22 protein-coding genes are annotated in these 23,957 nt (G+C 33.7%); 16 read left to right on the top strand and 6 right to left on the bottom strand.

The genetic code is table 11. The annotated features are described in order from the left end of the window. Window positions 1–3 precede the first annotated feature (3 nt). Window positions 4–615 (top strand): 50S ribosomal protein L25/general stress protein Ctc, encoded by a 612-nt coding sequence (locus ACN0TY_RS00755; RefSeq protein WP_236959476.1) that lies wholly within the window; start codon window positions 4–6, stop codon window positions 613–615. Window positions 616–693: 78 nt separating this feature from the next. Continuing rightward, window positions 694–1,317, top strand: a complete 624-nt coding sequence (gene pth, locus ACN0TY_RS00750) for an aminoacyl-tRNA hydrolase (protein ID WP_417442989.1) — start codon at window positions 694–696, stop codon at window positions 1,315–1,317. Here the strand turns inward: pth and ACN0TY_RS00745 are convergent, their stop codons facing one another. Together ACN0TY_RS00745 and ACN0TY_RS00740 are read right to left on the bottom strand one after the other, a co-directional pair. After that, a complete protein-coding gene (locus ACN0TY_RS00745; protein ID WP_417442988.1) occupies window positions 1,318–2,022 on the bottom strand; it encodes a hypothetical protein in 705 nt (234 codons plus the stop codon). A gap of 4 nt (window positions 2,023–2,026) precedes the next feature. Next, window positions 2,027–5,842, bottom strand: a complete 3,816-nt coding sequence (locus ACN0TY_RS00740; RefSeq protein ID WP_417442987.1) for a reprolysin-like metallopeptidase — start codon at window positions 5,840–5,842, stop codon at window positions 2,027–2,029. 146 nt (window positions 5,843–5,988) lie between these two features. On the opposite strand from ACN0TY_RS00740, the gene ACN0TY_RS00735 reads away from it, so the two are divergent. The 12 genes from ACN0TY_RS00735 to ACN0TY_RS00680 all read left to right on the top strand — a co-directional run bounded on the left by ACN0TY_RS00735 (window position 5,989) and on the right by ACN0TY_RS00680 (window position 17,851). Further along, entirely contained in the window at window positions 5,989–6,927 is a 939-nt protein-coding gene (locus tag ACN0TY_RS00735) for a bifunctional riboflavin kinase/FAD synthetase (RefSeq protein WP_236959472.1), read from the top strand. Continuing rightward, on the top strand, window positions 6,917–8,260 hold the full coding sequence (locus tag ACN0TY_RS00730) for an HTTM domain-containing protein (RefSeq protein ID WP_417442986.1): 1,344 nt from the start codon (window positions 6,917–6,919) through the stop codon (window positions 8,258–8,260). The genes ACN0TY_RS00735 and ACN0TY_RS00730 overlap by 11 nt, the downstream gene beginning before the upstream one ends. Window positions 8,261–8,491: 231 nt before the next feature. After that, entirely contained in the window at window positions 8,492–9,760 is a 1,269-nt protein-coding gene (gene serS / locus ACN0TY_RS00725; protein ID WP_417442985.1) for a serine--tRNA ligase, read from the top strand. A gap of 225 nt (window positions 9,761–9,985) precedes the next feature. Next, complete coding sequence (locus tag ACN0TY_RS00720) at window positions 9,986–11,773, top strand: tetratricopeptide repeat protein (RefSeq protein ID WP_417442984.1); 1,788 nt, start codon at window positions 9,986–9,988, stop codon at window positions 11,771–11,773. A gap of 132 nt (window positions 11,774–11,905) precedes the next feature. Then, entirely contained in the window at window positions 11,906–12,217 is a 312-nt protein-coding gene (locus ACN0TY_RS00715; protein WP_236959468.1) for a DUF4286 family protein, read from the top strand. Between the two features lie 183 nt (window positions 12,218–12,400). Continuing rightward, window positions 12,401–13,267, top strand: a complete 867-nt coding sequence (rsmA, locus tag ACN0TY_RS00710) for a 16S rRNA (adenine(1518)-N(6)/adenine(1519)-N(6))-dimethyltransferase RsmA (protein WP_417442983.1) — start codon at window positions 12,401–12,403, stop codon at window positions 13,265–13,267. 137 nt (window positions 13,268–13,404) lie between these two features. Further along, window positions 13,405–14,760 carry a magnesium transporter gene (gene mgtE / locus ACN0TY_RS00705; RefSeq protein ID WP_236959466.1) on the top strand — a complete coding sequence of 452 codons (1,356 nt, stop codon included), beginning with the start codon at window positions 13,405–13,407 and terminating at the stop codon, window positions 14,758–14,760. Between the two features lie 141 nt (window positions 14,761–14,901). Then, a complete protein-coding gene (locus ACN0TY_RS00700; protein ID WP_417442982.1) occupies window positions 14,902–15,381 on the top strand; it encodes a hypothetical protein in 480 nt (159 codons plus the stop codon). A 160-nt stretch (window positions 15,382–15,541) separates the two neighbouring features. Beyond that, a complete protein-coding gene (locus ACN0TY_RS00695) occupies window positions 15,542–16,477 on the top strand; it encodes a 2-hydroxyacid dehydrogenase (protein ID WP_417442981.1) in 936 nt (311 codons plus the stop codon). 40 nt (window positions 16,478–16,517) lie between these two features. Next, window positions 16,518–16,967 carry a DUF1801 domain-containing protein gene (locus tag ACN0TY_RS00690; RefSeq protein ID WP_417442980.1) on the top strand — a complete coding sequence of 150 codons (450 nt, stop codon included), beginning with the start codon at window positions 16,518–16,520 and terminating at the stop codon, window positions 16,965–16,967. Window positions 16,968–17,066: 99 nt separating this feature from the next. Continuing rightward, complete coding sequence (locus tag ACN0TY_RS00685; RefSeq protein WP_236959462.1) at window positions 17,067–17,426, top strand: TM2 domain-containing protein; 360 nt, start codon at window positions 17,067–17,069, stop codon at window positions 17,424–17,426. Window positions 17,427–17,527: 101 nt separating this feature from the next. Then, window positions 17,528–17,851, top strand: coding sequence for an ArsR/SmtB family transcription factor (locus tag ACN0TY_RS00680; protein ID WP_417442979.1), 324 nt, complete (start codon window positions 17,528–17,530; stop codon window positions 17,849–17,851). Between the two features lie 51 nt (window positions 17,852–17,902). Here the strand turns inward: ACN0TY_RS00680 and ACN0TY_RS00675 are convergent, their stop codons facing one another. From ACN0TY_RS00675 to ACN0TY_RS00665, 3 genes are read right to left on the bottom strand one after another with little or no spacing between them, the layout of a single operon-like run. Further along, a complete protein-coding gene (locus ACN0TY_RS00675) occupies window positions 17,903–19,723 on the bottom strand; it encodes a GNAT family N-acyltransferase (RefSeq protein ID WP_417442978.1) in 1,821 nt (606 codons plus the stop codon). Window positions 19,724–19,781: 58 nt separating this feature from the next. After that, window positions 19,782–21,032, bottom strand: a complete 1,251-nt coding sequence (locus tag ACN0TY_RS00670) for an aspartate kinase (protein WP_417442977.1) — start codon at window positions 21,030–21,032, stop codon at window positions 19,782–19,784. After that, window positions 21,029–21,514, bottom strand: a complete 486-nt coding sequence (locus ACN0TY_RS00665) for a GNAT family N-acetyltransferase (protein WP_417442976.1) — start codon at window positions 21,512–21,514, stop codon at window positions 21,029–21,031. Before ACN0TY_RS00665 ends, ACN0TY_RS00670 begins: the two co-directional genes overlap by 4 nt. A gap of 114 nt (window positions 21,515–21,628) precedes the next feature. On the opposite strand from ACN0TY_RS00665, the gene fbp reads away from it, so the two are divergent. Then, window positions 21,629–22,636, top strand: a complete 1,008-nt coding sequence (gene fbp, locus ACN0TY_RS00660; protein ID WP_236959457.1) for a class 1 fructose-bisphosphatase — start codon at window positions 21,629–21,631, stop codon at window positions 22,634–22,636. Window positions 22,637–22,727: 91 nt separating this feature from the next. Here the strand turns inward: fbp and ACN0TY_RS00655 are convergent, their stop codons facing one another. After that, complete coding sequence (locus ACN0TY_RS00655) at window positions 22,728–23,159, bottom strand: TerB family tellurite resistance protein (protein WP_417442975.1); 432 nt, start codon at window positions 23,157–23,159, stop codon at window positions 22,728–22,730. 250 nt (window positions 23,160–23,409) lie between these two features. Here ACN0TY_RS00655 and ACN0TY_RS00650 point away from each other — a divergent pair, with 250 nt between their 5' ends. Next, window positions 23,410–23,859, top strand: a complete 450-nt coding sequence (locus ACN0TY_RS00650) for a ferritin-like domain-containing protein (RefSeq protein ID WP_417442974.1) — start codon at window positions 23,410–23,412, stop codon at window positions 23,857–23,859. The last annotated feature ends 98 nt before the right edge of the window (window positions 23,860–23,957 follow it).

Genomic DNA, 23,957 nt, shown 5'->3' with positions numbered 1-23,957 from the left:
ATAATGAAGTCAATTACAATTAAAGGATCTCAAAGAGAAAGCGTGGGCAAGAAGTCAACTAAAGCCTTACGTAATGCTGGACAGGTACCTTGCGTATTATACGGAGGGGATAAGCCATTACACTTTTCAGCTGAAGAAATAGCATTTAAAGACTTGGTGTACACTCCAAACGCACACACAGTAGTTATTTCATTTGGTAAAGGAAATACATACAATGCTATCTTACAGGATATTCAGTTTCACCCAGTGACTGATGCTATTGTACACATCGATTTTTATCAAATATTTGATGATAAAGAAGTAACAATGGATATTCCAGTAAGAAAAGTAGGAAACTCTCCAGGGGTTATCGCCGGTGGAGTTTTACGTATGAACCAACGTAAACTTAAGGTAAAAGCACTTCCTGCTAACTTACCTGATTTTATAGATGCAGATGTATCTAAATTAGAAATTGGTAACAAATTATACGTTACAGCTGTAGGGAATGATGATTATAAAATCATGCACCCAGAAAATACAGTAGTATGTCAAGTTAGAGTATCTCGTGCTGCTATGAAAGCTGCTCAAGAGGCTGCTAAAGAAGAAAAAGCTGCTGGTAAAGCGAAAGCTGAGTAAGCATTCAACTTATATATTTAAAAGCACCTCTATTTCGAGGTGCTTTTTTATTTTTGTATCTCAGCTAGTTATAGAGATATGATACAGTATTTAAAGAAACTTTTTTTAAAGGAAGTAGAAGAAGAAGTAGATTCAATGAAAAAATTTTTAATAGTAGGTTTAGGTAATATAGGTGCCGAATACGATAATACGAGACATAATATAGGATTTAAAATTCTCGATTTCTTTGCTGATGAAGAGTCGGTTGCTTTCGAGACTAATAAATTGGGAGCTACGACTACTTATAAGTTTAAAGGACGCACTTTTGTCTTTTTAAAGCCTAGTACTTATATGAATCTTAGTGGGAAGGCTGTTAAGTATTGGATGACGAAAGAGAAAATTCCATTAGGAAATATCCTTGTTATAACAGACGATCTAAACTTACCTTTTGGAACTATAAGAGTAAAAGGTAAAGGTAGTGATGGTGGTCATAATGGGTTAAAAGATATCCAAGGTCAACTAGGGACAACCAATTATCCACGTTTCCGATTTGGAGTTGGTGCAGAATTTTCTAAAGGAAGACAGGTGGATTATGTGTTAGGGAAATGGAATGAGGAGGAGTCTAGCAAAATGAAAGAGCGCTTGGAGAAAGCTAAAGAGGTTATCAAATCTTTTGGAACAGCAGGTCTTAATAATACAATGAATGCTTTTAATAACACCTGATTATTCTACTTTAAATTGAGAAATTTCAGAGGTTGAAACATTTCCATTGCTATCTGTTGTTTTTACTAGCCAATAATATAGTCCTGCACTTGGAGTAGCATACGTAAGTGTTTCTTCAGAAGTATTATCAGCAATACTTGTTGTGGGAGGATTGTTGCTTCCCATAAACACATTATATCCTACAATATCATTATCGATATCTGCTGCTTCCCAAATAAAACTTATAGTTGTATTACTACTGTACAGGGTGCTTCCGGGAGTAGGCTCTATTAAATCTGCGGGGAATGGTGGGTAACTTATAGCGCCTTCATCGGCATTATAAAACTTCCAAGTTTCACTGACTACAGATTCTAATGTGGTGCTATTTACTGAAGCTACATACCAAGAATATGGAGTCCCTCTGTTTAAAGTAACTTCCTGAAAAGCAGATTGAGTATCAAATGTTTGCGTTCTTGTAGTTCCAAGATCTTTAATGGTTAATTGGTAAGAATCTGTATTGTTTGAAGGATTCCATTCAAAAGTAACCACACTTATATCTGCATCGGGAGAGGAAATAACTCCTTCTGTGCATTCAGAATTTTCTAAAGGAAAAATTAAAGTCGCCGCACTTGGAGATTTAGGCTCTTCAGGTTCATCACTATCACCTCCACAGCTTAAGAATAATAATAAGCAGCTTAAATATGTTATGTATTGTAGTTTCTGCATATTATTAATCTTTAATTAATTTAAGGGTTTTAGTATATTCCTTATTATTTATATTCAAAATGTAAATCCCCTTTGGGAGTTCTGCTAGTTGAAGTTTAATTTTTCCTAAGTCGTCACTATTTTCATTTCTACTGAATATTAATTTTCCAGAGGTATTATGAAGAGTAAGTAACGAATTGCTATTTGGAAATGCTGTATAGATGGTAACTTCATTAATAAACGGATTAGGGTAAGCGGCTATTTCTCCTGCACTAATAATGAGTTCTTCATGAAAACCTTGGCAATCTTTATCAGTATATATTTTCAGTCTATTCACTCCTTTTTCTAAGGATAGTTCTAGGGATTCTCTGTTTGTTTTAGAAATAGCTCCATTTAATTCAATCGTATAAATGTCACTTCCAGAAAGTTCTAGCATTACTTTGTTTGCTGCTGAATTTCTTGTGGAGGAAATGGCTAATGGCGCAGGTTCGCCAATATTAATATCGAAACATTGCTGGTATCCGCTATTTGAATCTATAGTGAAACACAATTGATAATTTCCAGCGCTTAGGTTTTCAAAACTTATGTCAGTTTTAAAAGGAGAGCTGGTATTTACACCATTTCCAGTCAAGGTAGCATCATAGTTGTAGTTTTCTTCCGCGGTGATATCAATACTTCCATTGTTACTATTGGAGCAGGTTTCATCTGTAATTGTTATTTCATAGTTGTTGGCAGCAATACTAAAAATAGCACATCCATTTATATCTACTTTAGATCCTATTGGAGTGTTTGGGCAAAGGTCTTCCGTGTCTAAAACACCATCTCTATCGGTGTCTGGATCAAAGTCTCCATCAATACAAAAGCTTATTTTAAAAGAATTTATGCTTCCTCCATCTTCATTATTTGCATCGTTTACCTCAAGTTTCCATCTTCCTTTTAAAGGTTCTCCATATAACGTAGAAAGTGGTTGTTGAGGTTTTATAGTGCCAGAGAGTGTTGGGTTTGCTGCTGTACATGTTACGTTATTGCCACTGTCGCTAAAAGTAACTAGCATATCGTTACCGTCTCCACACTGCTGTGTTAGTAGCGGAACAATAGTTCCAGATGGAGAGATAAGGTTTAATGTTAAATCTTCGAGCCAAGAGTGTGTTATGTCTACCGTTATATTTATATCATTTAAAGTACCACCTTCAAGAATATCTAGAGTGGCTGTGTTTGTAGATGCTCCCGCTTTGGAAATGTATATCGTAGAATTATTGGTGTAGGAGTTGCAAGATATATTTAAGGTAGTAAAAGAAAAGGTAGCGCTATAATTTCCTTCACTACATGTGTTTATAGGTTTTACGCGCCAATAATACGTAGTAGTTTCATCTAATGCTTCAGCTTGAAATTCATTAGTATTTGTAATTTCTGAATAAGCGATATTACTGAAATCTGAAGTTTTTGAAATCTGAATTTCATAGGATTTTGCATTTGTATATTCTTCCCAGTTGAAAATTGGAGTTAGCGGAACTTCTAAAGCGGTGTTTTCAGGAGACGTTAGATTTATCTCTTCGAATGTTTCTGAATAAACCGATAATTCTATGGGGTATTTTTTTATTTGTCCGCCAGAAGAAGTTGCTACCACATTAAAAGTGTTGGCTCCATGCGCTAAATTAGCAGTTCCAGATACGGTAATGCTTATTGGGGTTTCGTCTGTAGTTACTTCAGTAGCACTAAAGGTAACTGTTGCTCCAGTAGGAATATCTTCCGCAGTAAGTGTGATTGTTTCGTTAAATGTACCATAGCTATTATATTTAAAAGGAATGGTAAGGTCATTTGGTTGGCAAACGCTTTGTTCTAAGGTGTTAAATATTAACGCATAGTCCGAAGGTTCTATTTTTAATGTAGCCTCATTAATTGCAAAATAGATATTATCAACTGCTTTTACCATTAATCTAGCATTCTCTGTATTGATGTCTCCAGGAATAACTACCTGTTTTGTTCCATCATTTTTTGTGCTTTCAGATAAAACAATAGGATTTTCTAAATCATCGTTGATAATAAGCAGAATACTAACAAAGCTGGTGTTAATAGGGAGCTTGTCTGTTGCTGCTACATTCCAAGTTACAGGATATACAGAGCCTCCTTGGAGGGTTTCTTCTGTTGTTTGAGAGGTGACTGCAAAGGCATTTCCTGTGTCTATAGTTGAAATGGTAAGGTCTTCTCTTGCTGTTTGTCCGCCATTAGAATTGTTATCTCTTACTAAAAGTGAGAAATTAAGATTCCTAGAGACTGTAGGAATTACTTCCCAAGTTGGTGATAAATTATTATTAAGAATGGCATTCTCTTCAGGGAAGTATCTTTTTGAAGAAATAGATGGAGGTACAGATCTAAACATAGGTCCATCTTCTGCATTGGCAACAGGAGGTTGTGTGGAAGCTTCATTATTTTGCTGCTCCCATGTGTATGTTAATACATCTCCGTTAGGGTCTGTTACTTCAGCATCTAAAACAAAAGCAGTTCCTGCTGGGATGCTATAATTTACAATTGGAGAAACCACAGGCGGTTGGTTGCTAATCGATGTAGTTGCTCCACAAGTGCTATTTCCTAAGGTTATATTGTCCCAGATTTGCGAAATACTAATTGCATGGAAGTAAGCATCGCTATTTCCTTGCACGTTACTTGGGCATATTCCTGCGTACCCCATAATTGTACTTCCACTTCCTGGTTCTACAGCGGTAGCAGAAGTTCTATTAGAATTACAAGAGTTGTTAAAAGTATGTGTAGCTCCAAATTGATGTCCAATTTCATGTGCTACAAAATCTATGTCAAAAGCATCTCCTGTTGGGTTAACAAATCCTGTTACACCTCTTGCTTTTCCTGAAGTACATACCGAAGCTAACTGTGCTATCCCATCACCTCCAGAAGAGCTAACGCTAAATACGTGTCCAATATCATAATTTCCAAAACCTAAAGCGTTATCAATTACATTTTGAATCTCATTAATTAATGCTTCCCCGTCGCCATTGGTAAGTCCATCAGTTTCTTCATTTAAAAATATTAGATCGTCATTATTAGCAATAAGCTGTAATTGTATGGCGAGATCATTTTCATAAACGCTGTTAATTCTTGTGATGGAAGTATTCATTGCAGCAAGAACTGCCGATTTTTTGTCTGCTTCTGTTCCTGTTGCTACTCCTGCAGCATTAATATGAAAAGCAGCATATTCTGCGGTACATGCTAATGCCATTCTGTAGGTTCTTAACATGCTGTCATCTACTGGGCGCGCCGCATAATTGCTATCACTTTTAGAACTAGTTTCCGTATTGGCTCCTTCTACTTTACATTCATATTCAGTGGCATCAAAATCTGATTTTTTAGCTAGATAATAATCGCCTTTAGAACCTTCAGATGGATTTATATAGGTGATCTCGTTTTTATTTCTAATCATTCCATGGAAGCCTGAATTGTCAACGGAAAAATAAATTCTTTCTAAAGGGTTTTCTATGGAAGTTCCTACATAGGATTTTATATCTGGAAATTTCTCGGCAAGCTCCGCTGCCATAACATTGTTTTCAGTTATAACAAATTGCGTGAATTTATTTTTATCAACAGGAAAAGTTACCGCCACATTCGCACTTCTTTTAAAAAGTTGACCTCCTCTTTTAGGAGTGTTCTCTAATTGCGATTTTAATTCTTGAATATTAAGGGTAAAGGTTGGTGTTTCTTTTCCTTGAAGATTAGGAATATTTTTCTGCTTAAGTTGTGTCGCAGACCAAAGAGGTTTGTTCTGTGAAAAAACTGAAACAGAGCATATTAAAATGCAAAAAAGGAGAGTGATTCTGGTGGTTTTTTTCATTTTTACGTATAGGCTGGGAATAAAAATAATCAATTTTTGACCTTGTTCAGCGAAAAAAATAATAAATCACTTATTTAATTTAATTAAATATTCACTTTTAAATTCGTTATTTTGTGATTGATGATGTTTAATTTAAATGCTTTTAAGTGATTATAAAGCGTAATCTTTTTGATAAAGAAGAGAATTACTATACGGTGGTAACTGTTGGTACCTTTGATGGAGTTCATGTGGGGCACAGAAAAATTATAGATAAATTGGTGGCAAATGCTATTGCAAACGATTTAAAATCTACAATCTTAACGTTCTTTCCACACCCTCGTATGGTATTGCAACAAGCTACGGATTTAAAATTATTAAATACTTTAGACGAGAAGATTTCCATATTAAAAGAAACTGGCTTAGATCAGCTTATCATACATCCATTTACAAAAGAGTTTTCTAGACTTACTGCGGAAGAATATGTAAAAGACGTTCTTGTAGATAATATAAATGCAAAGAAAGTAATTATTGGTTACGATCATCGCTTCGGAAGAAATAGAACAGCAACTATTGATGATCTTATAGATTTTGGAGAAAAATACGATTTTGAAGTTGAACAAATTTCTGTGGAAGAGGTTGATGAAGTGTCTGTAAGTTCTACAAAAATTAGAAAGGCTCTCGAAGAGGGAGATGTAAAGACAGCAAATACTTTTCTTGGGTATTCTTATATGCTAACAGGAGAAATTACTCAAGGAAAAGGCTTAGGGAAGCAAATAGATTTTCCGACTGCCAATATTTATATCAAAGAGAAATATAAACTCATTCCTAAGATTGGAGTTTATGTTGTTAAGAGTGTTTACAATGGGAAAGTGGTATTTGGAATGATGAATATCGGCTTCAATCCTACTGTAAATGGCGAGAAGAAGACAATAGAGGTTCACTTTATAGATTTCAATGAAGATCTTTATGGTACTGAAGTAAGAGTAGAAGTGCTTGAAAGGTTACGCGATGAAACTAAATTCGATTCTATAATTCAGCTAAAAGAACAACTTATTAAAGATAAAGAGGCTACTTTAGCCTATATCGCTAAAAACCATGCTCAATAAACTTTTATTTACGAGAATAGATAATTCTGCACTTGTAGTGTTTAGAGTTATTTTTGGTTTTTTAATTTTCATGGAAGCTATAGGCGCCATTTTTACGGGTTGGGTAAAACGTGCACTTATAGATCCTAAATTCACATTTAATTTTATAGGATTAGATTTTTTGCAACCATTACAGGGTAATGGAATGTATTTCTATTTTGCTATTATGGGTGTTTTTGGGCTCTTAGTAATGGTGGGATATAAGTATAGATATAGTATGAGCGCTTTCACTATTATGTGGGCAGGCGTTTATTTTATGCAAAAGAACTCTTATAATAACCATTATTATCTGCTATTATTACTTTGCCTGATAATGATTTTATTGCCTGCAAGTCGTTATTTTTCTGTGGATGCTCGGAATCCTTCTTTTAAAAGAATATGGATGCCCAGATGGTGTTCTCTAATAATAATTCTTCAAGTTTGGATAGTGTACACTTATGCTGCTATTGCAAAGTTATACCCAGATTGGTTAGATTTTTCTGTTGTTGAAATGTTGATGAAATCTCGTGCACATTATTATTTGATAGGAGATATTTTACAGCAACATTCAGTTCATGTGTTTATTACATATACCGGAATTCTATTCGATCTCCTAATAGTTCCTTTACTGTTGATAAAAAGAACCCGCAAATGGGCATTTTTTGCTTCGATTTTTTTCCATTTGTTTAATTCTATTGTTTTTCAGATCGGAATCTTCCCGTATATGTCGCTCGCATTTAGCTTATTCTTTTTTGAGCCTAAAACGATTCGTAATTTATTTCTGAAGAAAAAAGAGCTGTATACTGCTAATGAAATAGTGGTTCCTAGCTACAGAAAGCCATTGCTGATTCTTGGAGGTTTGTATTTTACGATTCAAATTCTACTTCCACTTCGTCATTGGGTAATTAAGGATAATGTACTATGGACAGAAGAAGGACACCGATTAAGTTGGCGAATGATGCTAAGAGGGAAATCTGGGGTAATTAGCTTTAAATTGGTTAATAAAACAACGGGAAGGACTCACTATGTAAATCTAAAAGATTATTTATCTCCTAAGCAACGCCGTATTGTAGCTACTAAACCAGATGTTATTTGGCAATTTGTTCAACATTTAAAGAGAGAATATCAAGAAAAGGGAGAGGAAATTAGTGTGTATGCTACTTCGAGTAAGGTGAGTGTGAATAATAGTGAATGGATGTCTTTTGTGAAACCCGATGTAGATCTTGCTACTGTTTCTTGGGACTACTTTAAGCACGCAGATTGGATTTATCCTTATAATCCTAAAGAGAAAGAGGAGAAACGAATTAAAGATTAAAACACTTTTTTGTGGCTGCTTTTACGATGCTTTTTATTAATAAAAGAGCAAGTATTATAGTGAATGAGTTATGTTTTTCTTATTAAAAATGAGATGTCTTCACTTGTGAATTAAAAAAACATAAATACATTTCTTAATCACCCGTAAACGTTTAAATTTGTGCTTCAGTTTTGCTGGAAAATTGCATTACTGAGCAAAAAAATCATTTTTATAAATTAAATAAGTATAATCATGCTTCAAGTACAGTTTATTAGAGAAAACAAGGAGGAGGTAATTAAGCTACTACAAGTAAGAAATGTAGAGGCTTCAATGATCGAGCAAGTGATATCCTTGGATGAAGAGCGTAGAGCACTTCAGGCACAATTAGATAACATATTGGCCGAGTCTAATAAATTGTCCAAAGAGATTGGTGGGTTTTTTAAAAGTGGTGATGTAGAAAAGGCAAATGCCTTAAAAGCACAAACAGGAGAGCTAAAGGAGACTTCTAAAACTTTAGGAGAGCAATTAAATGCGAAGTCTGAAGAATTATCAAGTTTATTATATAAAATTCCTAATATCCCGCATCCATCTGTTCCTGCTGGGAATTCTGATGAGGATAACGTTGAGATTTTTAAAGAAGGAGCTGTTCCAGAATTAGAAGGAGATGCTTTACCACATTGGGAGCTTGCTAAAAAATACGATATCATTGATTTCGATTTAGGAGCAAAAATTACAGGAGCTGGTTTTCCTGTTTACAAAGGAAAAGGAGCGCGTTTACAACGAGCGCTAATCGCTTATTTTTTAGATAAAAATACAGCAGCAGGATATACAGAATACCAAGTGCCACATTTAGTAAATGAAGCTTCAGGTTTCGGTACTGGGCAGTTGCCAGATAAAGAAGGGCAGATGTATCATATTGGGGCAGACGACTTATATTTAATTCCAACTGCGGAAGTTCCTGTTACCAATATTTTTAGAGATGAGATAGTTTCAGAAAGTAGTTTGCCAATTAAAATTACTGGTTATACACCATGCTTTAGAAGAGAGGCAGGGAGTTATGGGGCACATGTTAGAGGATTAAATAGACTTCATCAATTTGATAAAGTGGAAATTGTGCGAGTAGAACATCCAGATAATTCTTATAAAGCGTTAGATGGAATGGTTGCTCACATTCAAGAAATTCTAAGAGAATTAAAACTTCCTTATAGAATTTTAAGACTTTGTGGTGGAGATTTAGGATTTACTTCTGCTTTAACATTCGATTTTGAAGTGTATTCTACTGCTCAAGAGCGTTGGTTAGAAATTAGCTCAGTTTCGAATTTTGAAACATATCAGGCAAACCGCTTAAAGCTTCGTTTTAAAGATGAGAATGGAAAGAGTGTTTTAGCACATACTCTAAACGGAAGTTCTTTAGCATTGCCGAGAGTTTTGGCAGGAATATTAGAGAATTACCAGACGCCAGAAGGAATTAAAATCCCTGAGGCTTTAGTGCCATATACAGGTTTCGATATGATTTCGTAATGCTATAATTAGTATTTAAAATATTTTAAAAGATACAAAGAGTGTCTTTTCGGGCGGAGTCGAGAAATTTCATCATTTTGGTGAAGGTGTTTTCGACTCCGCTTTTATATATCTATTTGTTAGTAGCTATTTAGTTCTTCATTATTAATCGATTATATTTGAGAACTAAGCATTATATTTATGCGATAGCATTATAAAGCGACTCAAAATAAATAATATCTATCTGTGAAATACTTTTTTATAATATTCTTTTCTTTATTAAGTTTTTCTGATCTTTTTGCTCAGAACCAAGCTATTGCACAGCAGTATTTTGAGAAGGGAGATTATGAAAAAGCCATTGTATACTTCCAGAAGCTTTATGATCAAAATCCAAACAATAGAAACTATTTTATGAGTTTAGTTGCTTCTTACCAACAGGCAAATCAGTTGGAAGAGGCAGAAAAGATTTTGCTCAAAAAATTAGAAGATAAAAATATCTATCCAGTTCTTTTTATAGAGACAGGCTACAATTATCAATTAATGAATCAAGAAGATAAAGCCAATCTATATTATGATAAAGCCGTAGCGAGCCTTGATAGTAATCCTAATTTTGCGTTTGCAGTAGGAGGTGCTTTTAAGGAGAAAGCATTGTTGGATTATGCAGTAAAGACCTATAAAAAAGGAATGTCTTTAAACCCTAAGCTAAATTTTAACTACGACTTAGCGTATATCTACGGGGAGCAGGGTGATATCGAAAACATGTACGAGATGTACTGTGACTTGATGTTAGAGCGTGAGAATTTAATTGGGAATATAAAAAGAAATCTAAGCGCTTTTATTAGTGAAGATAGTGCGAGTGAAAATAATGTTTTATTCAAGAAGATTCTCCTGCGACGCTCACAAACAAATCCAGATTTACTTTGGAACGAGTTGTTGAGTTGGCTATTTATTCAGCAGCAAGATTTTAAAAGTGCTTTTATTCAAGAGAAAGCAATATACAAGCGCTCGTTAGAACCTAAATTTAATGTTATTCTAAATGTAGCTAGAATGGCTTCTGAGAGTGGAGATACAGAAACTTCAAAGTCAATTTTTGAGTTTATTATTTCAGAAACTCAGAATCCAGAATTATTAATATATGCAAATCTGGAATTAATTTCTATCTCTTTAGATACAGCCACTAAAAAAGATTATGATCAGGTGGAGCAAGATTTTAAGATACTTTTAGATACGTACGGAACTTCCTCACAAACGATCGAAGTACAGTTAAAATATGCCTCATTTCTAGCTTTTAATCGCGATAGGAGTGAAGAAGCAATTCAGCTATTAAAAGATGCGTTGGAGTTACCTTTGAATAGATTTTCAATAGCTCAAGTACGAATGGCAATGGCAGATATTTTGGTTTATGATGAAAAATTCAATCAGGCGCTAATTTACTATTCACAAGTCCAAAAGGACATGAAAAATCATGTTGTTGGTCAGCAAGCGCGTTTTAAAGTAGCGCAGACGAGTTTTTATAAAGGTGATTTTGATTGGGCAGAAACACAACTCAAAGTATTAAAGTCATCAACCTCTCAATTAATTGCCAACGATGCTTTGGAGTTAAAACTTTTAATTTCTGATAATATAGTAAACGATTCAACGCATACTGCATTAAAACTTTATGCGAAAGCAGATCTTATGGCTTATCAGCATAATAATGAAAAGTCGATTTCATTATTAGAAGAAATTTTAGAGAATCATAAGGGAGAGCCAATTGAAGACGAAGCATTATTAATGCAAGCCGAATTATTAGAAAAAGGAGGATCCTATGAGAAGGCAGCATATAATTATCAGAAGATAATTGAGTTTTACCCTGAAGGAATCCTAATGGATGATGCTTTGTATAAATTAGCAGCTATTTATAGTGATGAATTATCGAAACCTGAAGAGGCAAAAAAACTATTAGAGCGTATAATATTTGAGCATCAAGACAGTATTTATTTTGTTGATGCTCGTAAAGAATATCGTGAACTTCGTGGAGATGCTGTAAACTAATTACTGCCGAAGTTTTTTAACATAGATACGAGTTGTTAAGATCTAGATTGTTAATTTTGGAACCGATTATTTTTTGTGCTTTAGTAAAAGAGCAAGTGTTAGATTATAAATTGATAAAAGAATACGGAAAGTATGTATATATATAGTGTTACAACAAATGTAGAGGAGCAATCTCATGAAGCATGGGTAGCTTGGATGAAAGAGACTCATATTCCCGAAGTGCTAGCAACGGGAAAATTTACAAAGGCAACAATGACGCGTGTTTTGGTAGAGGAAGAAATGGGAGGTATAACCTATTCTGTGCAGTATTTTACTAAAGATAAAGATACGTTAGACCGTTATTATAAAGAAAACGCAGAAGAGTTGAGAGGAAAAGTACTTAAGAAATTTGCGAGTCAGTTAGTTTCTTTTAGAACGGAGTTAGAAATTATAAGCGAGCATTAAATCTATTTTTATGAATTAGAGTTTTGGAAAAGGTTTAGATTGTAGAATATATACGTTGAGGTTTTAGCTTTGCTTACAGCTGTTTTTGAAAGCCAGAAATATATATTTTAACCCGTCTGATCAGAAAGATTTCTATTTCATTAATAGCTTAAAGCTTTCTAAGCATATTATATACCTATTGCTATGAGTAAGAAAAAAAAGAAATACGATCATACTCCTTATAAAAAGGGACGTGCCGATAATGATTCTCCTGTAAAGGCTAAGAAGCATTTGGGACAGCATTTCTTAAAAGACGAGGCAGTAGCTGAGAGAATAGGAGATACGTTAACGCTTAATAATTACAAGAAAGTTTTAGAGATTGGTCCTGGGACAGGTGTATTAACAAAATACATACTTAAAAAGGATGTAGATCTTATAGCTATGGATCTTGATAGTGAATCTATTTTATACTTACAGCAAAACTTTTTATTAGAACATCCAGGACTTGCAAATTCTAAAAGTGAATTTAAGGTTGTAGAAGCTGACTTTTTAAAATATGATACTTCACAATTATTTGGAGAGGAACAATTTGCTATTACAGGAAATTTTCCTTATAATATATCTACTCAAATAGTTTTTAAAACTTTAGAACTAAGAGATCAAATTCCAGAATTTACTGGAATGTTTCAAAAAGAAGTAGCTGCAAGAATTTGTGAAAAGGAGGGTAATAAAACTTACGGAATATTATCTGTATTGGTGCAAGCTTTTTATGATGCAGAATATCTTTTTACAGTTCCACCAGAAGTTTTTAATCCACCGCCAAAAGTAGAATCTGGAGTATTACGATTAATAAGGAAAGAAGATTATTCGTTGCCTTGCGATGAAAAATTGTTCTTTAAGGTTGTAAAAGCCGCTTTTGGACAACGTAGGAAAACATTACGTAACAGTTTAAAAACATTTGAGTTAACAGATAATTTAAGAGAAGATGTTATATTTAACCGTAGGCCAGAACAGATGAGTGTAGATGATTTTATAACACTTACGGTTAATATAGAGAAAGATTTATTGTAACCTGCGCAAGGGATAGTAGCGGCATCCTTTTAGTATGATATCCAGCGCGTAGCAAGTGGATGTAATACTAAAAGATATAGCAGATAGCCCGATAACCATTTTTTATGGTTATGTGCCCAAAAAACAAGAAAAGATAGATGGTTCCATTTAAACTTACGGAGGAGCTCATAGAGCAAATAGAGCAACTTATTGAGAGCAACGGTGATGCGACGTTATTGCATATGATGGAAGATTTTCATTATGCTGACGTTGCAGAGATTATCCATGAGCTTAATTTAGAAGAATCGACTTATATTATTAAGTTATTAGATAGTGAAAAAACTTCTGATATACTTACAGAGTTAGATGAAGACATAAGGGAACAGATCCTAGGGAATCTCTCTGCTAAAGAGATAGCTGAAGAAATTAGCGAGCTAGATACCGATGATGCAGCGGATATTATTGCGGAGCTTCCTGATGATCGTGTAAATGAGATTATAGCTCAGATTGGAGATAAAGACCATGCGAGAGATATTGTTGAACTTTTACGTTATGATGAGAGTTCTGCTGGTGGACTTATGGCGAAAGAGCTGGTAAAAGTTAATGAAAACTGGAATGTGCTCACTTGTGTGAAAGAAATGAGAAAGCAAGCGGAAAATGTAACCCGTGTACATTCTATATATGTGGTTGATAATGACGACAAGCTGAAAGGTAGACTTTCACTGAAAGATTTGTTGACGACTTCTACTAAAGCAGAAATTAGTAGTGTTTATATCCCAAAGGTTGATTATGTAACCGTTAATGACAAAGGTGAGGATGTGGCTCGTTTGATGTCTAAATACGATTTGGAAGCTATTCCTGTGATTGATGAATTAGGGCGCTTGGTAGGTAGAATTACGATTGATGATATTGTGGATGTTATCCGTGAAGAAGCAGAAAAAGATTACCAAATGGCTGCGGGTATTACCCAAGATGTAGAGGCTAGTGATAGTATTGTTGAGCTTACAAAAGCGCGATTACCATGGTTGTTAATTGGAATGCTTGGGGGATTAGGAGCAGCTAGTATTATAGGTAGTTTCCAAGGTGCATTGGCGAAATTTCCTATTTTATTGAGTTTTGTACCCTTAATTCAAGCAACCGCAGGAAATATGGGTGTTCAGTCTTCTGCAATTGTAGTGCAAGGACTTGCTAATGATACTATAAAAGGAGAAATGCTTCATAGACTCGGGAAAGAATTCTTGTTAGGTCTTATTAACGGAATGGCAATTGCTTTTGTAGTACTTTTAATAAGTCATTTTTTATTCGACACTACATATTTGGTTTCTGTAACCATAGGTATAGCTTTAATAACGGTAATTATCATTGCTGCAATAATAGGAACCTTTGTTCCAATCTTTTTAGATAAAAAAGGAATTGATCCAGCTGTTGCAACAGGGCCATTTATTACAACAAGTAATGATGTTTTCGGAATATTAATATATTTCACAATTGCAAAGTACATATTGGGCTTCTAAGTGTAGTTTGTGTGGTAAAGATTGCCTTTTGACGAATATTAATGTTAAAATCTAGCCTAAATTCTCTTGCTTGTCTATACTTATATTATTTTTGCGTAAATTAAAGCACCCCCTCCCCTTAAAATTTCATAGGGACTTCTTATGCCGAAAAAAAGTAGTTTTAAAAGCCACATACAGAGAGAACTTGTTAAGTTATACGACGTTAGTTGTAAACTTAAGGAGACCTATAATGAATGCCAATATTATATGACTCCTGATGAGTTAAAGATGTTTTATGAGGAGAGCTTTTTTTCTAAATATAATTTCTGTAACGACATACGTCTATACTTAGAGAAAAACCATAATGTTTCTTTTTTTAAATCACGACTTCGAAACTCTTTCTATGTAACGAAAATTACTTTATTTCTATTTATCGAAAAAGACGGTTGTGGTTATCTTTTTGAGAATGCTTTGGCTTTGGAGGAGCAAAACAATAAGTTGTTATTAAAATTATTGGAAGAGCACCTACCAGATGAATTACGGCATAAACTACTAAAACATTCTTTGGGACAGGAAAAAAGAATTGAAAGTCTTAAGAATATTATAGCTAGGCATACCAGTAATGTTTTGCATAATAATTAAGCTGTTGTACTTGGGTTTTATAAACTGACCATTCTCTTAAGTATTCTTTATTATATAATTAAATCTAAAGGTAATATCTTTGTATTAAGATAAGACTTGAGCAATTTGTATGCTTTAAAACTTATCTGTTTTTTAATTAAAAGCATTTAAATTATATATAATGAACGTACTTCATTTAGATACAAACCATCCTCTTCTTTTGGAGCAACTAGCTGCATTAGGATTTAATAACGATACAGATTATACTTCCTCAAAAGAGGAGGTGGAAGCGAAAATAAAAGATTACGATGGACTCATAATAAGAAGTAGAATCAAGATAGATGCTCAGTTTTTAAGAGCAGCTACAAATTTAAAATTTATTGGTCGTGTTGGTGCAGGATTAGAAAATATCGACATGGATGTTGCTAAAGAGCAAGGAATAAAATTATATAATGCCCCTGAAGGAAATAGGAATGCTGTTGGAGAGCATGCCTTAGGAATGTTACTTTCCTTATTTAATCATTTAAATAGATCAGATAAAGAGGTTCGTAGCGGTTTATGGCAACGAGAGGAAAATAGAGGCTTAGAGCTAGAAGGAAAGACTGTAGGAATAATTGGTTATGGAAATATGGGAAAAGCCTTTTCTAAAAAGCTAAAAGGTTTTGATGTTGATGTATTGTGCTATGATATTGTTGGAGGAGTAGGAGATGAGAACGCACGGCAAGTGGGAATTTTAGAGTTTAAGAAAAGAGTAGATGTTGTGAGTATCCATACCCCGCAAACACCTGAAACATTGGGGATGATAAATAAAGAGTTTATAGATTCTTTTGATCGCCCTTTTTGGTTTATAAATACAGCTCGAGGAAAAAGCGTAGTTACTGAAGACTTGGTAGCTGCTTTAAAGTCTGGAAAAGTTTTAGGTGCTGGCCTAGATGTTTTAGAATATGAAAAATCATCTTTTGAAAATCTATTTACTGATGAAATGCCAGCAGCCATGAATTATTTGATAGAAGCAGATAATGTTCTTCTTACACCTCATGTTGCAGGATGGACCATAGAAAGCAAAGAAAAATTGGCACAAACAATTGTAGATAAAATTAGGGCAGATTTTTCTTAAATTTATAGGAAAGTTTCTAATGTCTTAATTATCACCATTTATGACTAGTGCAAATACAGTAGAAGATTATTTAAATACAGTCCCCTTAGAAAGACGACCAGCATTTAATAAATTGCGAGCTGTAATTTTAGATAATTTACCGAAAGGTTTGGAGGAGAGATTGAGTTATGGAATGATTGGTTATGTAGTTCCACATTCTATTTATCCAAAGGGATATCACTGCAATCCAGAACTTCCACTTCCCTTTATAAATTTAGCTTCCCAGAAAAATTACATTTCACTCTACCATTCTGGGTTGTATGCAGATAAAGAAATTTATAAATGGTTTATTGATGAGTATCCAAAGTATACATCGTCAAAATTAGATATAGGAAAGAGTTGTGTTCGTTTTAGAAAAATGGATCAGATTCCTTATGAGTTGATAGCAATATTATTGCGTAAAATGGATGTTGAAACTTGGATAGGTCTTTATGAAGAAACAATAAAATAGTAAATGTAATAAATATCCTAAATATTAAAAGATAGCCTTTGGTATGCTAGGACTATTTTTAGTAATTTAGCTGCTTAAACCAATTTAAAAAAAGAGGAAATGAACGATAACGAGAAAAACTTCGAGGATAAGGCAAAAGATTTTTCTGAAGAAGCTAAGAAAACAGCAAATGAGTTTAAAGAGGGAGCAAGAGAAGCTCAGACATCTTTTGAAACTCAGAATAATAAAAAAGTAATGGCTGGAGTACTAGGAATAGTATTAGGAGCTCTAGGAATCCATAAATTTGTTTTAGGTTATCAGAAAGAGGGGTTAATTATGTTATTAGGTTCTATCCTTACTTGTGGGATTTTAGCGCCTGTAATGTCTATTATAGGACTAATAGAAGGAATTATATACCTAACAAAGTCTGATGAAGAGTTTTTCCAAACATACCAAATTGGTAAAAAGACTTGGTTCTAAATAATTATTACTAGTGTCTAGAAGCGTTTGTTTCTAGACACTAGCATTTACATTTCCCCCATTTCATAAATTGTTACAGCAAAAAAGAAAAAATTATAATTATGGGGTTTACTAAAATATTAGCGCATACGCTGGAGCAAAATGAACTCTCCAAAACTTTTAAAGCCTTAGGGCATCCTGCTCGAATATCAATACTTCAATATATAAGCAATAATCCAAACTGTATTTGTAATGATATGGTTAGAGACATTGATTTGGCACAAGCCACTATTTCTCAACATTTAATTGAGTTAAAAAAGGTAGACTTGATTATAGGAACTCCAAAAGGTAAGAAAACCTGTTATAATATCAATATAGATAAGCTTTACGAGGTAAAGCAGTCTGTAGGATTTTTCTTTAATGAAACTCAACAAGGAAACAGCTAGACAAAGTTAATTATCTAGCGGTTTAACTATATTTTGAAAAACTGTAATCAGTTATTTTAAATTTTCTTCGTTGGCATCTTCCATGTGCTTGCGCTCCAATTCTTCCTGAAATTCTTCCATTACAGGCTTAACTGTGCTCTCTGGTAAGTCAGCAATTTTTATATACATAAGTCCATCTACAGAGTTGTTAAATAGTGGATCAACATTAAAAGCTACAACCTTTGCATTTTGTTTGATGTATTTTTTAATCAGAACAGGAAGGCGTAAGTTTCCTGGTTCTACTTCATCAATTAAACGATCAAACTTATTAAGATCTGCTTCTGTTTCATCAAAAACAAACTCTTTATCTGCGTCTTTAAGTTTTACTTTAAATTCTTTCTTTGGACTTATATATTGTGCTACGTATGGATCCCAATAGTGAGACTTCATAAACTCAATCATTAGAGATTTTGAGAAGTTCGAAAATTGGTTGCTAATGCTTACTCCCCCAATTAGGTATTTGTGTTCTGGGCGACGTAAAGTAGTATGTACAATTCCTTTCCATAATAAAAATAGTGGCATCGGTTTCTGTTGGTAATCGCTTACTATAAAAGCACGTCCCATTTCAATCGATTCACTCATCATTTTATATAGCTCGGGTTCAAATTTAAACAGGTCTTGAAGGTAAAAACCATCAATTCCTTTAGCTTTAAAAATATCAGCTCCCATTCCCATTCTGTAGGCTCCAACAAGTGTTTTTTCTTGATTGTCCCAAAGGAAGAGGTGGTGGTAAAATTCATCGAATTCATCTAAATCAATTGCTTGATTTGTTCCTTCTCCAACTTCTCTAAATGTAATTTCTCGGAGTCTTCCTATTTCTCGAAGTATGTAAGGCATTTGATTGGCCTTAGCTAAGAAAACTTCGTAGTTTTTACTTTGTAGCAATCGTAAGTCATTTTCTCTTAATTGAGAAACCTCTTGATCCATAAGATCTTTACTCACTGGAGTAATGATTTCTTTTGGGGAACGAGGGAATTTAAAGCTCGTAGGAACTTTATCGAACAAACGATCTTCTTCAAAAGCATTAGAAAGCATATATGTTTTTCTTCTAAGGAAATCAGTAAATTCCTCTAAGCTTTCATGTTCTTTTTGAGCTTCTACGCTAATAGGTCTCCCTATTCTTACACGGATAACTCTGTTGCGTTGTGTAATAACTTCAGAAGGTAATTTTGCCGTTCTTAGCGTATCATTTAGTTTAGAAAGTCTATAGAATAACTTGCTGTTTTTAGCATGAAAATAAATAGGAACAACAGGAACTTCAGCCCTTTTTATGAGTTTCATAGCTGCCTCTTCCCACGGTCTATCTACAATAAGTTTTCCGTCACGATACGTTGATACTTCCCCAGCAGGAAAAACACCCAACGGATGTCCGTCCTTTAAATGTTTAAGGGATTGCTTGAAGCCAGCGATACTACTTTTTGCATCTTTATGTTCTTCAAAGGGATTTACTGGCATTATAAAAGGAGCCAATGGTTTTATACGATGAAGTAAAAAATTGGCAATTATTTTATAATCAGGTCTTTGCTCTAAAAGTAATTTTAAAAGTAAAACACCATCAATTCCACCAAGAGGGTGATTGGATATTGTTACATAAGCACCATCTTTAGGAAGTCTTTTTAAGTCTTCTTGATGGATTTCAAAATTTATCTCAAACTCTTCTAAAATGGAATTTAAAAAGTCTAAATCCTTTTTGTCTTTGTGTTTGTCGTATACCTTGTTTATTGCAGATATGTTAAGAACTTTCATAAGGATCCACCCGCTGAAAGTCCCTAAAAAACCATATTTATCTACATTTATTACTTGAGCAATTTCTTTCGCAGTAACTAATCCCATTTAAATCTTATTGAGGTCAAATCAATACAAATATAGAAAAAGAAAGCGAGCTCTTAGTTTATTTTACGACCAACTGGATTGTTTCTTGCGTACGTTGTTCAAGTAAAATTTCTTTTCCTTCTTGTAAAGAAGCTATTGCATTTTCATCAAAATGTCTTATTGTATACAATGCAACGTCTTCATAATGCGTAACTTTAAACTTAGATTTTAATACCTTTAGTAGGTCTTCAAGTTTATTATATTTATTCTCTACACATACAGAAAAACTAATTGCAGAATTTTGAATAAGATCAACTTTCATTTTATTATCATGAAATAATTTGAAGATTTCACTGATATTTTCTTCTACAATGAAAGAAAAATCTAAAGAAGAAAGTTTCATTAAAATCTGATCTTTCTTAACGATAAAGCAAGGAACATTAGGAGTGATTCCTTTTCCTTTCATAACAACAGTTCCGTCCTCTGTTGGATTGATAAAGGACTTAACATGTAAAGGTATTTCTTTTCTTTGTAGCGGTTGCAAAGTTTTAGGGTGGATTACAGAAGCACCATAAAAAGCAAGCTCAATAGCCTCTCTGTAGGAAATTCTATTTAAAAGCTCTGCATTTTCAAAATATCTAGGATCTGCATTTAAAACCCCAGGGACATCTTTCCATATGGTAACAGAATCTGCGTTTAAGCAATAAGCAAATATAGCAGCGGTATAATCCGAACCTTCTCTTCCTAAAGTAGTGGTGAAATTATTGTCATCACTTCCAAGGAAACCTTGCGTAATATTTAAGCAACTTTGATCTATGTTTTGGGCTATGTTTTTTTGAGTATTTTCCCAGTTCACACTTCCCTCTCTATAATCATCGCTAGTTTTAATATAATCTCTAACATCCAACCATTTGTTTGTAATGCCTACTTCTTTAAAGTACGCACTAAGAATAGTTGTAGATATAAGTTCTCCATATCCAACAACTTGGTCGTATACGAACGCATATTTTGGAGATTTATTCCAAGCCAAGAACCCTTTTACTTGTTCAATTAACCCTTTTACTTCAGCAAAAATAGGGTGCTTGTCATTTTTGAATAGTGCTAATGATATTTCATTATGGTAGTCAATAATTTCATTAAAAGAAGCATCTAATGCTGTCTTGTCTTCGAAATAATTTTTTACAACCACTTCCATGGCATTTGTGGTTTTTCCCATTGCAGAAACCACTAATAATGTATTTTGATGACCAACACTTTGTAATACTTCAACTACGTTTCTTATTCCTTCAGCATCTTTAATAGATGCTCCTCCAAATTTAAAAATTCTCATGAATTAGTATTTGCTATAAAATTCTTAATTCCTTTTTCGTCCAATTGCACCGTATTCCAGTCTCTTAAAATAGCTGCACCATTCTTTTTATAGAATGCAACAGCAGGAGTGTTCCAGTCTAGAACTACCCACTCAATGCGTTTAACACCTTCTTGGTGTCCTTGTGTTATTACTTTTTCAAATAAAGCACTTCCTAATCCTGTTCCGCGCATACTTTTTCTTACCACCAGATCTTCAAGATGAATAGTTTTGCCTTTCCACGTTGAATAACGGTTGTAATAAAGAGCCATGCCTTCAATTCTGCTTCCTACTTCAGCAACAAAACAGTTAAAAAGCGGGTTTTCTCCAAATCCGTCATTTATAAGATCTTCAACTGTAACTTCTACAGCATCTGGTTCTTTTTCAAAATCTGCAAGTTCTTGGATAAGTTCCAAAACTTGACTCATATCTTCTTTCTGTGCTTCTCTAATTGTGTACTTCATATCTGTTACAAATATAACTTATAGTTATAAATATATAAAAATGAAATTTAGCGAAAACGTTGTAGTTTCACAAAAATCACGATATTTGTGAGCGTAAAAACACAAATCACTGTTATGACCAAAAAAAATAAGACACTTGGTGAGTTCATAATCGAAAACCAACGTGCTTTCCCTTATTCCACAGGGGAACTTTCTAAATTGATAAATGCAATCCGGTTGGCGGCAAAAGTTGTAAATCACGAAGTTAGTAAAGCAGGATTAGTAGATATCTTAGGGGCTAGTGGAGATATTAATGCGCAAGGTGAAGATCAGCAGAAATTAGACGTATTGGCTAATGAAAAGTTTATCCAATCATTAACGAATAGGGAGATTGTTTGTGGAATTGCTTCAGAGGAGGAAGATGATTTTGTAGCAATAAATAGTCATGACAATAATAATCAGAATAAATATGTCGTTTTATTCGATCCGTTAGATGGTTCGAGTAACATTGATGTAAATGTGTCTGTAGGAACAATTTTTTCTGTTTATAGACGTGTTACACCGATAGGAACAGAGGTTACTATGGAAGACTTTTTACAGCCAGGAAGTGCTCAAGTTGCTGCAGGTTATGTTGTTTATGGAACCTCAACAATGCTTGTTTATACGACAGGGCATGGTGTTAATGGGTTTACGTTAAATCCAGCGATAGGTACATTTTATTTATCACATCCAAATATGCAATATCCTGAAGATGGAAGTATCTATTCTGTTAATGAAGGTAATTATGTTCATTTTCCAGAAGGCGTTAAAAAGTTTATTAAATATTGTCAAGAGGAAGAAGATGACAGGCCTTATACATCAAGATATATAGGTTCTTTGGTGTCTGACTTTCACAGAAATTTAATTAAAGGTGGAATTTTCTTGTATCCTAGCAGTAGTAAAGCTGTAAATGGAAAGTTGAGGTTGTTGTATGAGTGTAATCCGATTGCTTTTTTAGCGGAACAAGCTGGAGGAAAAGCTAGTGATGGTTTTAGATCTATATTGGATATCAAACCTACAGAACTTCATCAAAGAGTTCCTTTTTACTGCGGAAGTAAAAATATGGTGGAAAAAGCTGAGGAGTTTATAGATATTTATAAATAACGAACTGAGGGGGTTTACATCTTGATGTGTAAACCAAACAAAAAAGGCTGCTTTTAGAAAAGCAGCCTTTTATTATTTTGTATAAACAGGATTATCTGTTCATGTGTCTTATTTCTTCAATAAAAGTGTCAACATCTACCCCATCATGAATAAGGTCCATTGCTTTTTTATTAATAAGGTCAACATTGGCAGGGCTAAAACCCAGTCCGATACCAAGGCGTCTCATAATTTTCATCTCATCTTCATCTTCAATATGGTCTGCAAAAATCATTCTTGCAATGTCATAAAGGCGTTCTAATCTAGCTACATATAATGAAGGTGGATTAACTGGATACGCAGATGGGTTTTCTAATATGCTTTCGTATAGCTCTGGAGTAATGTCTAAATTACTTGCTAAACGGTCTAAAAATGCTTTCTCTTCAGGAGAAATTTCGCCATCAGACAAAGCAACTCTAACAATAGCAGCAAAGTGATCGCGGTTTCTATCTCTAAAACCTGAAGAATATAAATCTGAAATTGACATCAATATATATTTTTAATGTGGGCACAAAGATAATTAAACCCTTAAATTATTTTAATGAAATTATTCTATTTTTTTAACTCACACTTATTATTGTGAAATAATGCTTTTAAATGAGGAATTTTACTACTGATTTTGTTTTGTATTTCTTTTAAGAAAAGGAGTTAAATTATACATAAATGCATGATGAATTTTGCCTACTGGTCTTATTTTTAGTAGTTTAATGAAATACGAATCACTAAAAAAATAAATTATGAGTTATACAGAAGATGTTGCGAAAAAAATAAATGAGTTATTAGAAAAGAATTATGATGCCAACAAAGGCTTTATGAATTCTGTCGATCATGTTAAAAGCACTAATTTAAAAACATATTTAAAGAGTAAAGCTGTAGAAAGAGAACATTTTTCAGATGAATTAAAAAGAGAAATTATTTCTTTCGGAGAAAAGCCTGTCGATTCAGGTAGTTTTACTGGTGATATGCATAGAGCTTGGATAGATATAAAATCTGCTGTCTCTCAAAACAATGAAGAAGCAGTTTTAGAAGAGGTTCAAAGAGGAGAAGAAGCTAGTTTGGAAGATTATAATAAAGTATTAAAAGAAACTGCTCTGCCAGATTCTACAAAAGCAATGCTTACAAGACAACGGAATGCAATTAAGAATTCTGTTGATAATGCAAAAAGGTATGAGCAAATTGTATCATAAACAAGATAGATTTAAATTCGAAAAAGGGTTGTTTTATGTTGCGGAACGACCCTTTTTTTATGGTTGATAACTCATAGGAACTTCTGCTTTTTTCTCTA

It is taken from the genome of Joostella sp. (genome assembly GCF_048266025.1).
Lineage (GTDB): Bacteria > Bacteroidota > Bacteroidia > Flavobacteriales > Flavobacteriaceae > Galbibacter > Galbibacter atrarenae.
This window is presented reverse-complemented; position numbering and strand designations above follow the sequence as displayed.

Excerpts from the sequence above, each read along its gene's own strand:
- ACN0TY_RS00745 (WP_417442988.1), bottom strand. The coding sequence starts at position 2,022 with ATGCAGAAACTACAATACATAACATATTTAAGCTGCTTATTATTATTC.
- ACN0TY_RS00740 (WP_417442987.1), bottom strand. The coding sequence starts at position 5,842 with ATGAAAAAAACCACCAGAATCACTCTCCTTTTTTGCATTTTAATATGC.
- ACN0TY_RS00755 (WP_236959476.1), top strand. The coding sequence starts at position 4 with ATGAAGTCAATTACAATTAAAGGATCTCAAAGAGAAAGCGTGGGCAAG.
- ACN0TY_RS00650 (WP_417442974.1), top strand. The coding sequence starts at position 23,410 with ATGAGTTATACAGAAGATGTTGCGAAAAAAATAAATGAGTTATTAGAA.
- mgtE (WP_236959466.1), top strand. The coding sequence starts at position 13,405 with ATGGTTCCATTTAAACTTACGGAGGAGCTCATAGAGCAAATAGAGCAA.
- ACN0TY_RS00670 (WP_417442977.1), bottom strand. The coding sequence starts at position 21,032 with ATGAGAATTTTTAAATTTGGAGGAGCATCTATTAAAGATGCTGAAGGA.
- serS (WP_417442985.1), top strand. The coding sequence starts at position 8,492 with ATGCTTCAAGTACAGTTTATTAGAGAAAACAAGGAGGAGGTAATTAAG.
- ACN0TY_RS00730 (WP_417442986.1), top strand. The coding sequence starts at position 6,917 with ATGCTCAATAAACTTTTATTTACGAGAATAGATAATTCTGCACTTGTA.
- rsmA (WP_417442983.1), top strand. The coding sequence starts at position 12,401 with ATGAGTAAGAAAAAAAAGAAATACGATCATACTCCTTATAAAAAGGGA.
- ACN0TY_RS00700 (WP_417442982.1), top strand. The coding sequence starts at position 14,902 with ATGCCGAAAAAAAGTAGTTTTAAAAGCCACATACAGAGAGAACTTGTT.
- ACN0TY_RS00685 (WP_236959462.1), top strand. The coding sequence starts at position 17,067 with ATGAACGATAACGAGAAAAACTTCGAGGATAAGGCAAAAGATTTTTCT.
- ACN0TY_RS00655 (WP_417442975.1), bottom strand. The coding sequence starts at position 23,159 with ATGTCAATTTCAGATTTATATTCTTCAGGTTTTAGAGATAGAAACCGC.
- ACN0TY_RS00695 (WP_417442981.1), top strand. The coding sequence starts at position 15,542 with ATGAACGTACTTCATTTAGATACAAACCATCCTCTTCTTTTGGAGCAA.
- ACN0TY_RS00715 (WP_236959468.1), top strand. The coding sequence starts at position 11,906 with ATGTATATATATAGTGTTACAACAAATGTAGAGGAGCAATCTCATGAA.
- ACN0TY_RS00690 (WP_417442980.1), top strand. The coding sequence starts at position 16,518 with ATGACTAGTGCAAATACAGTAGAAGATTATTTAAATACAGTCCCCTTA.
- pth (WP_417442989.1), top strand. The coding sequence starts at position 694 with ATGATACAGTATTTAAAGAAACTTTTTTTAAAGGAAGTAGAAGAAGAA.
- ACN0TY_RS00680 (WP_417442979.1), top strand. The coding sequence starts at position 17,528 with ATGGGGTTTACTAAAATATTAGCGCATACGCTGGAGCAAAATGAACTC.
- ACN0TY_RS00665 (WP_417442976.1), bottom strand. The coding sequence starts at position 21,514 with ATGAAGTACACAATTAGAGAAGCACAGAAAGAAGATATGAGTCAAGTT.
- fbp (WP_236959457.1), top strand. The coding sequence starts at position 21,629 with ATGACCAAAAAAAATAAGACACTTGGTGAGTTCATAATCGAAAACCAA.
- ACN0TY_RS00675 (WP_417442978.1), bottom strand. The coding sequence starts at position 19,723 with ATGGGATTAGTTACTGCGAAAGAAATTGCTCAAGTAATAAATGTAGAT.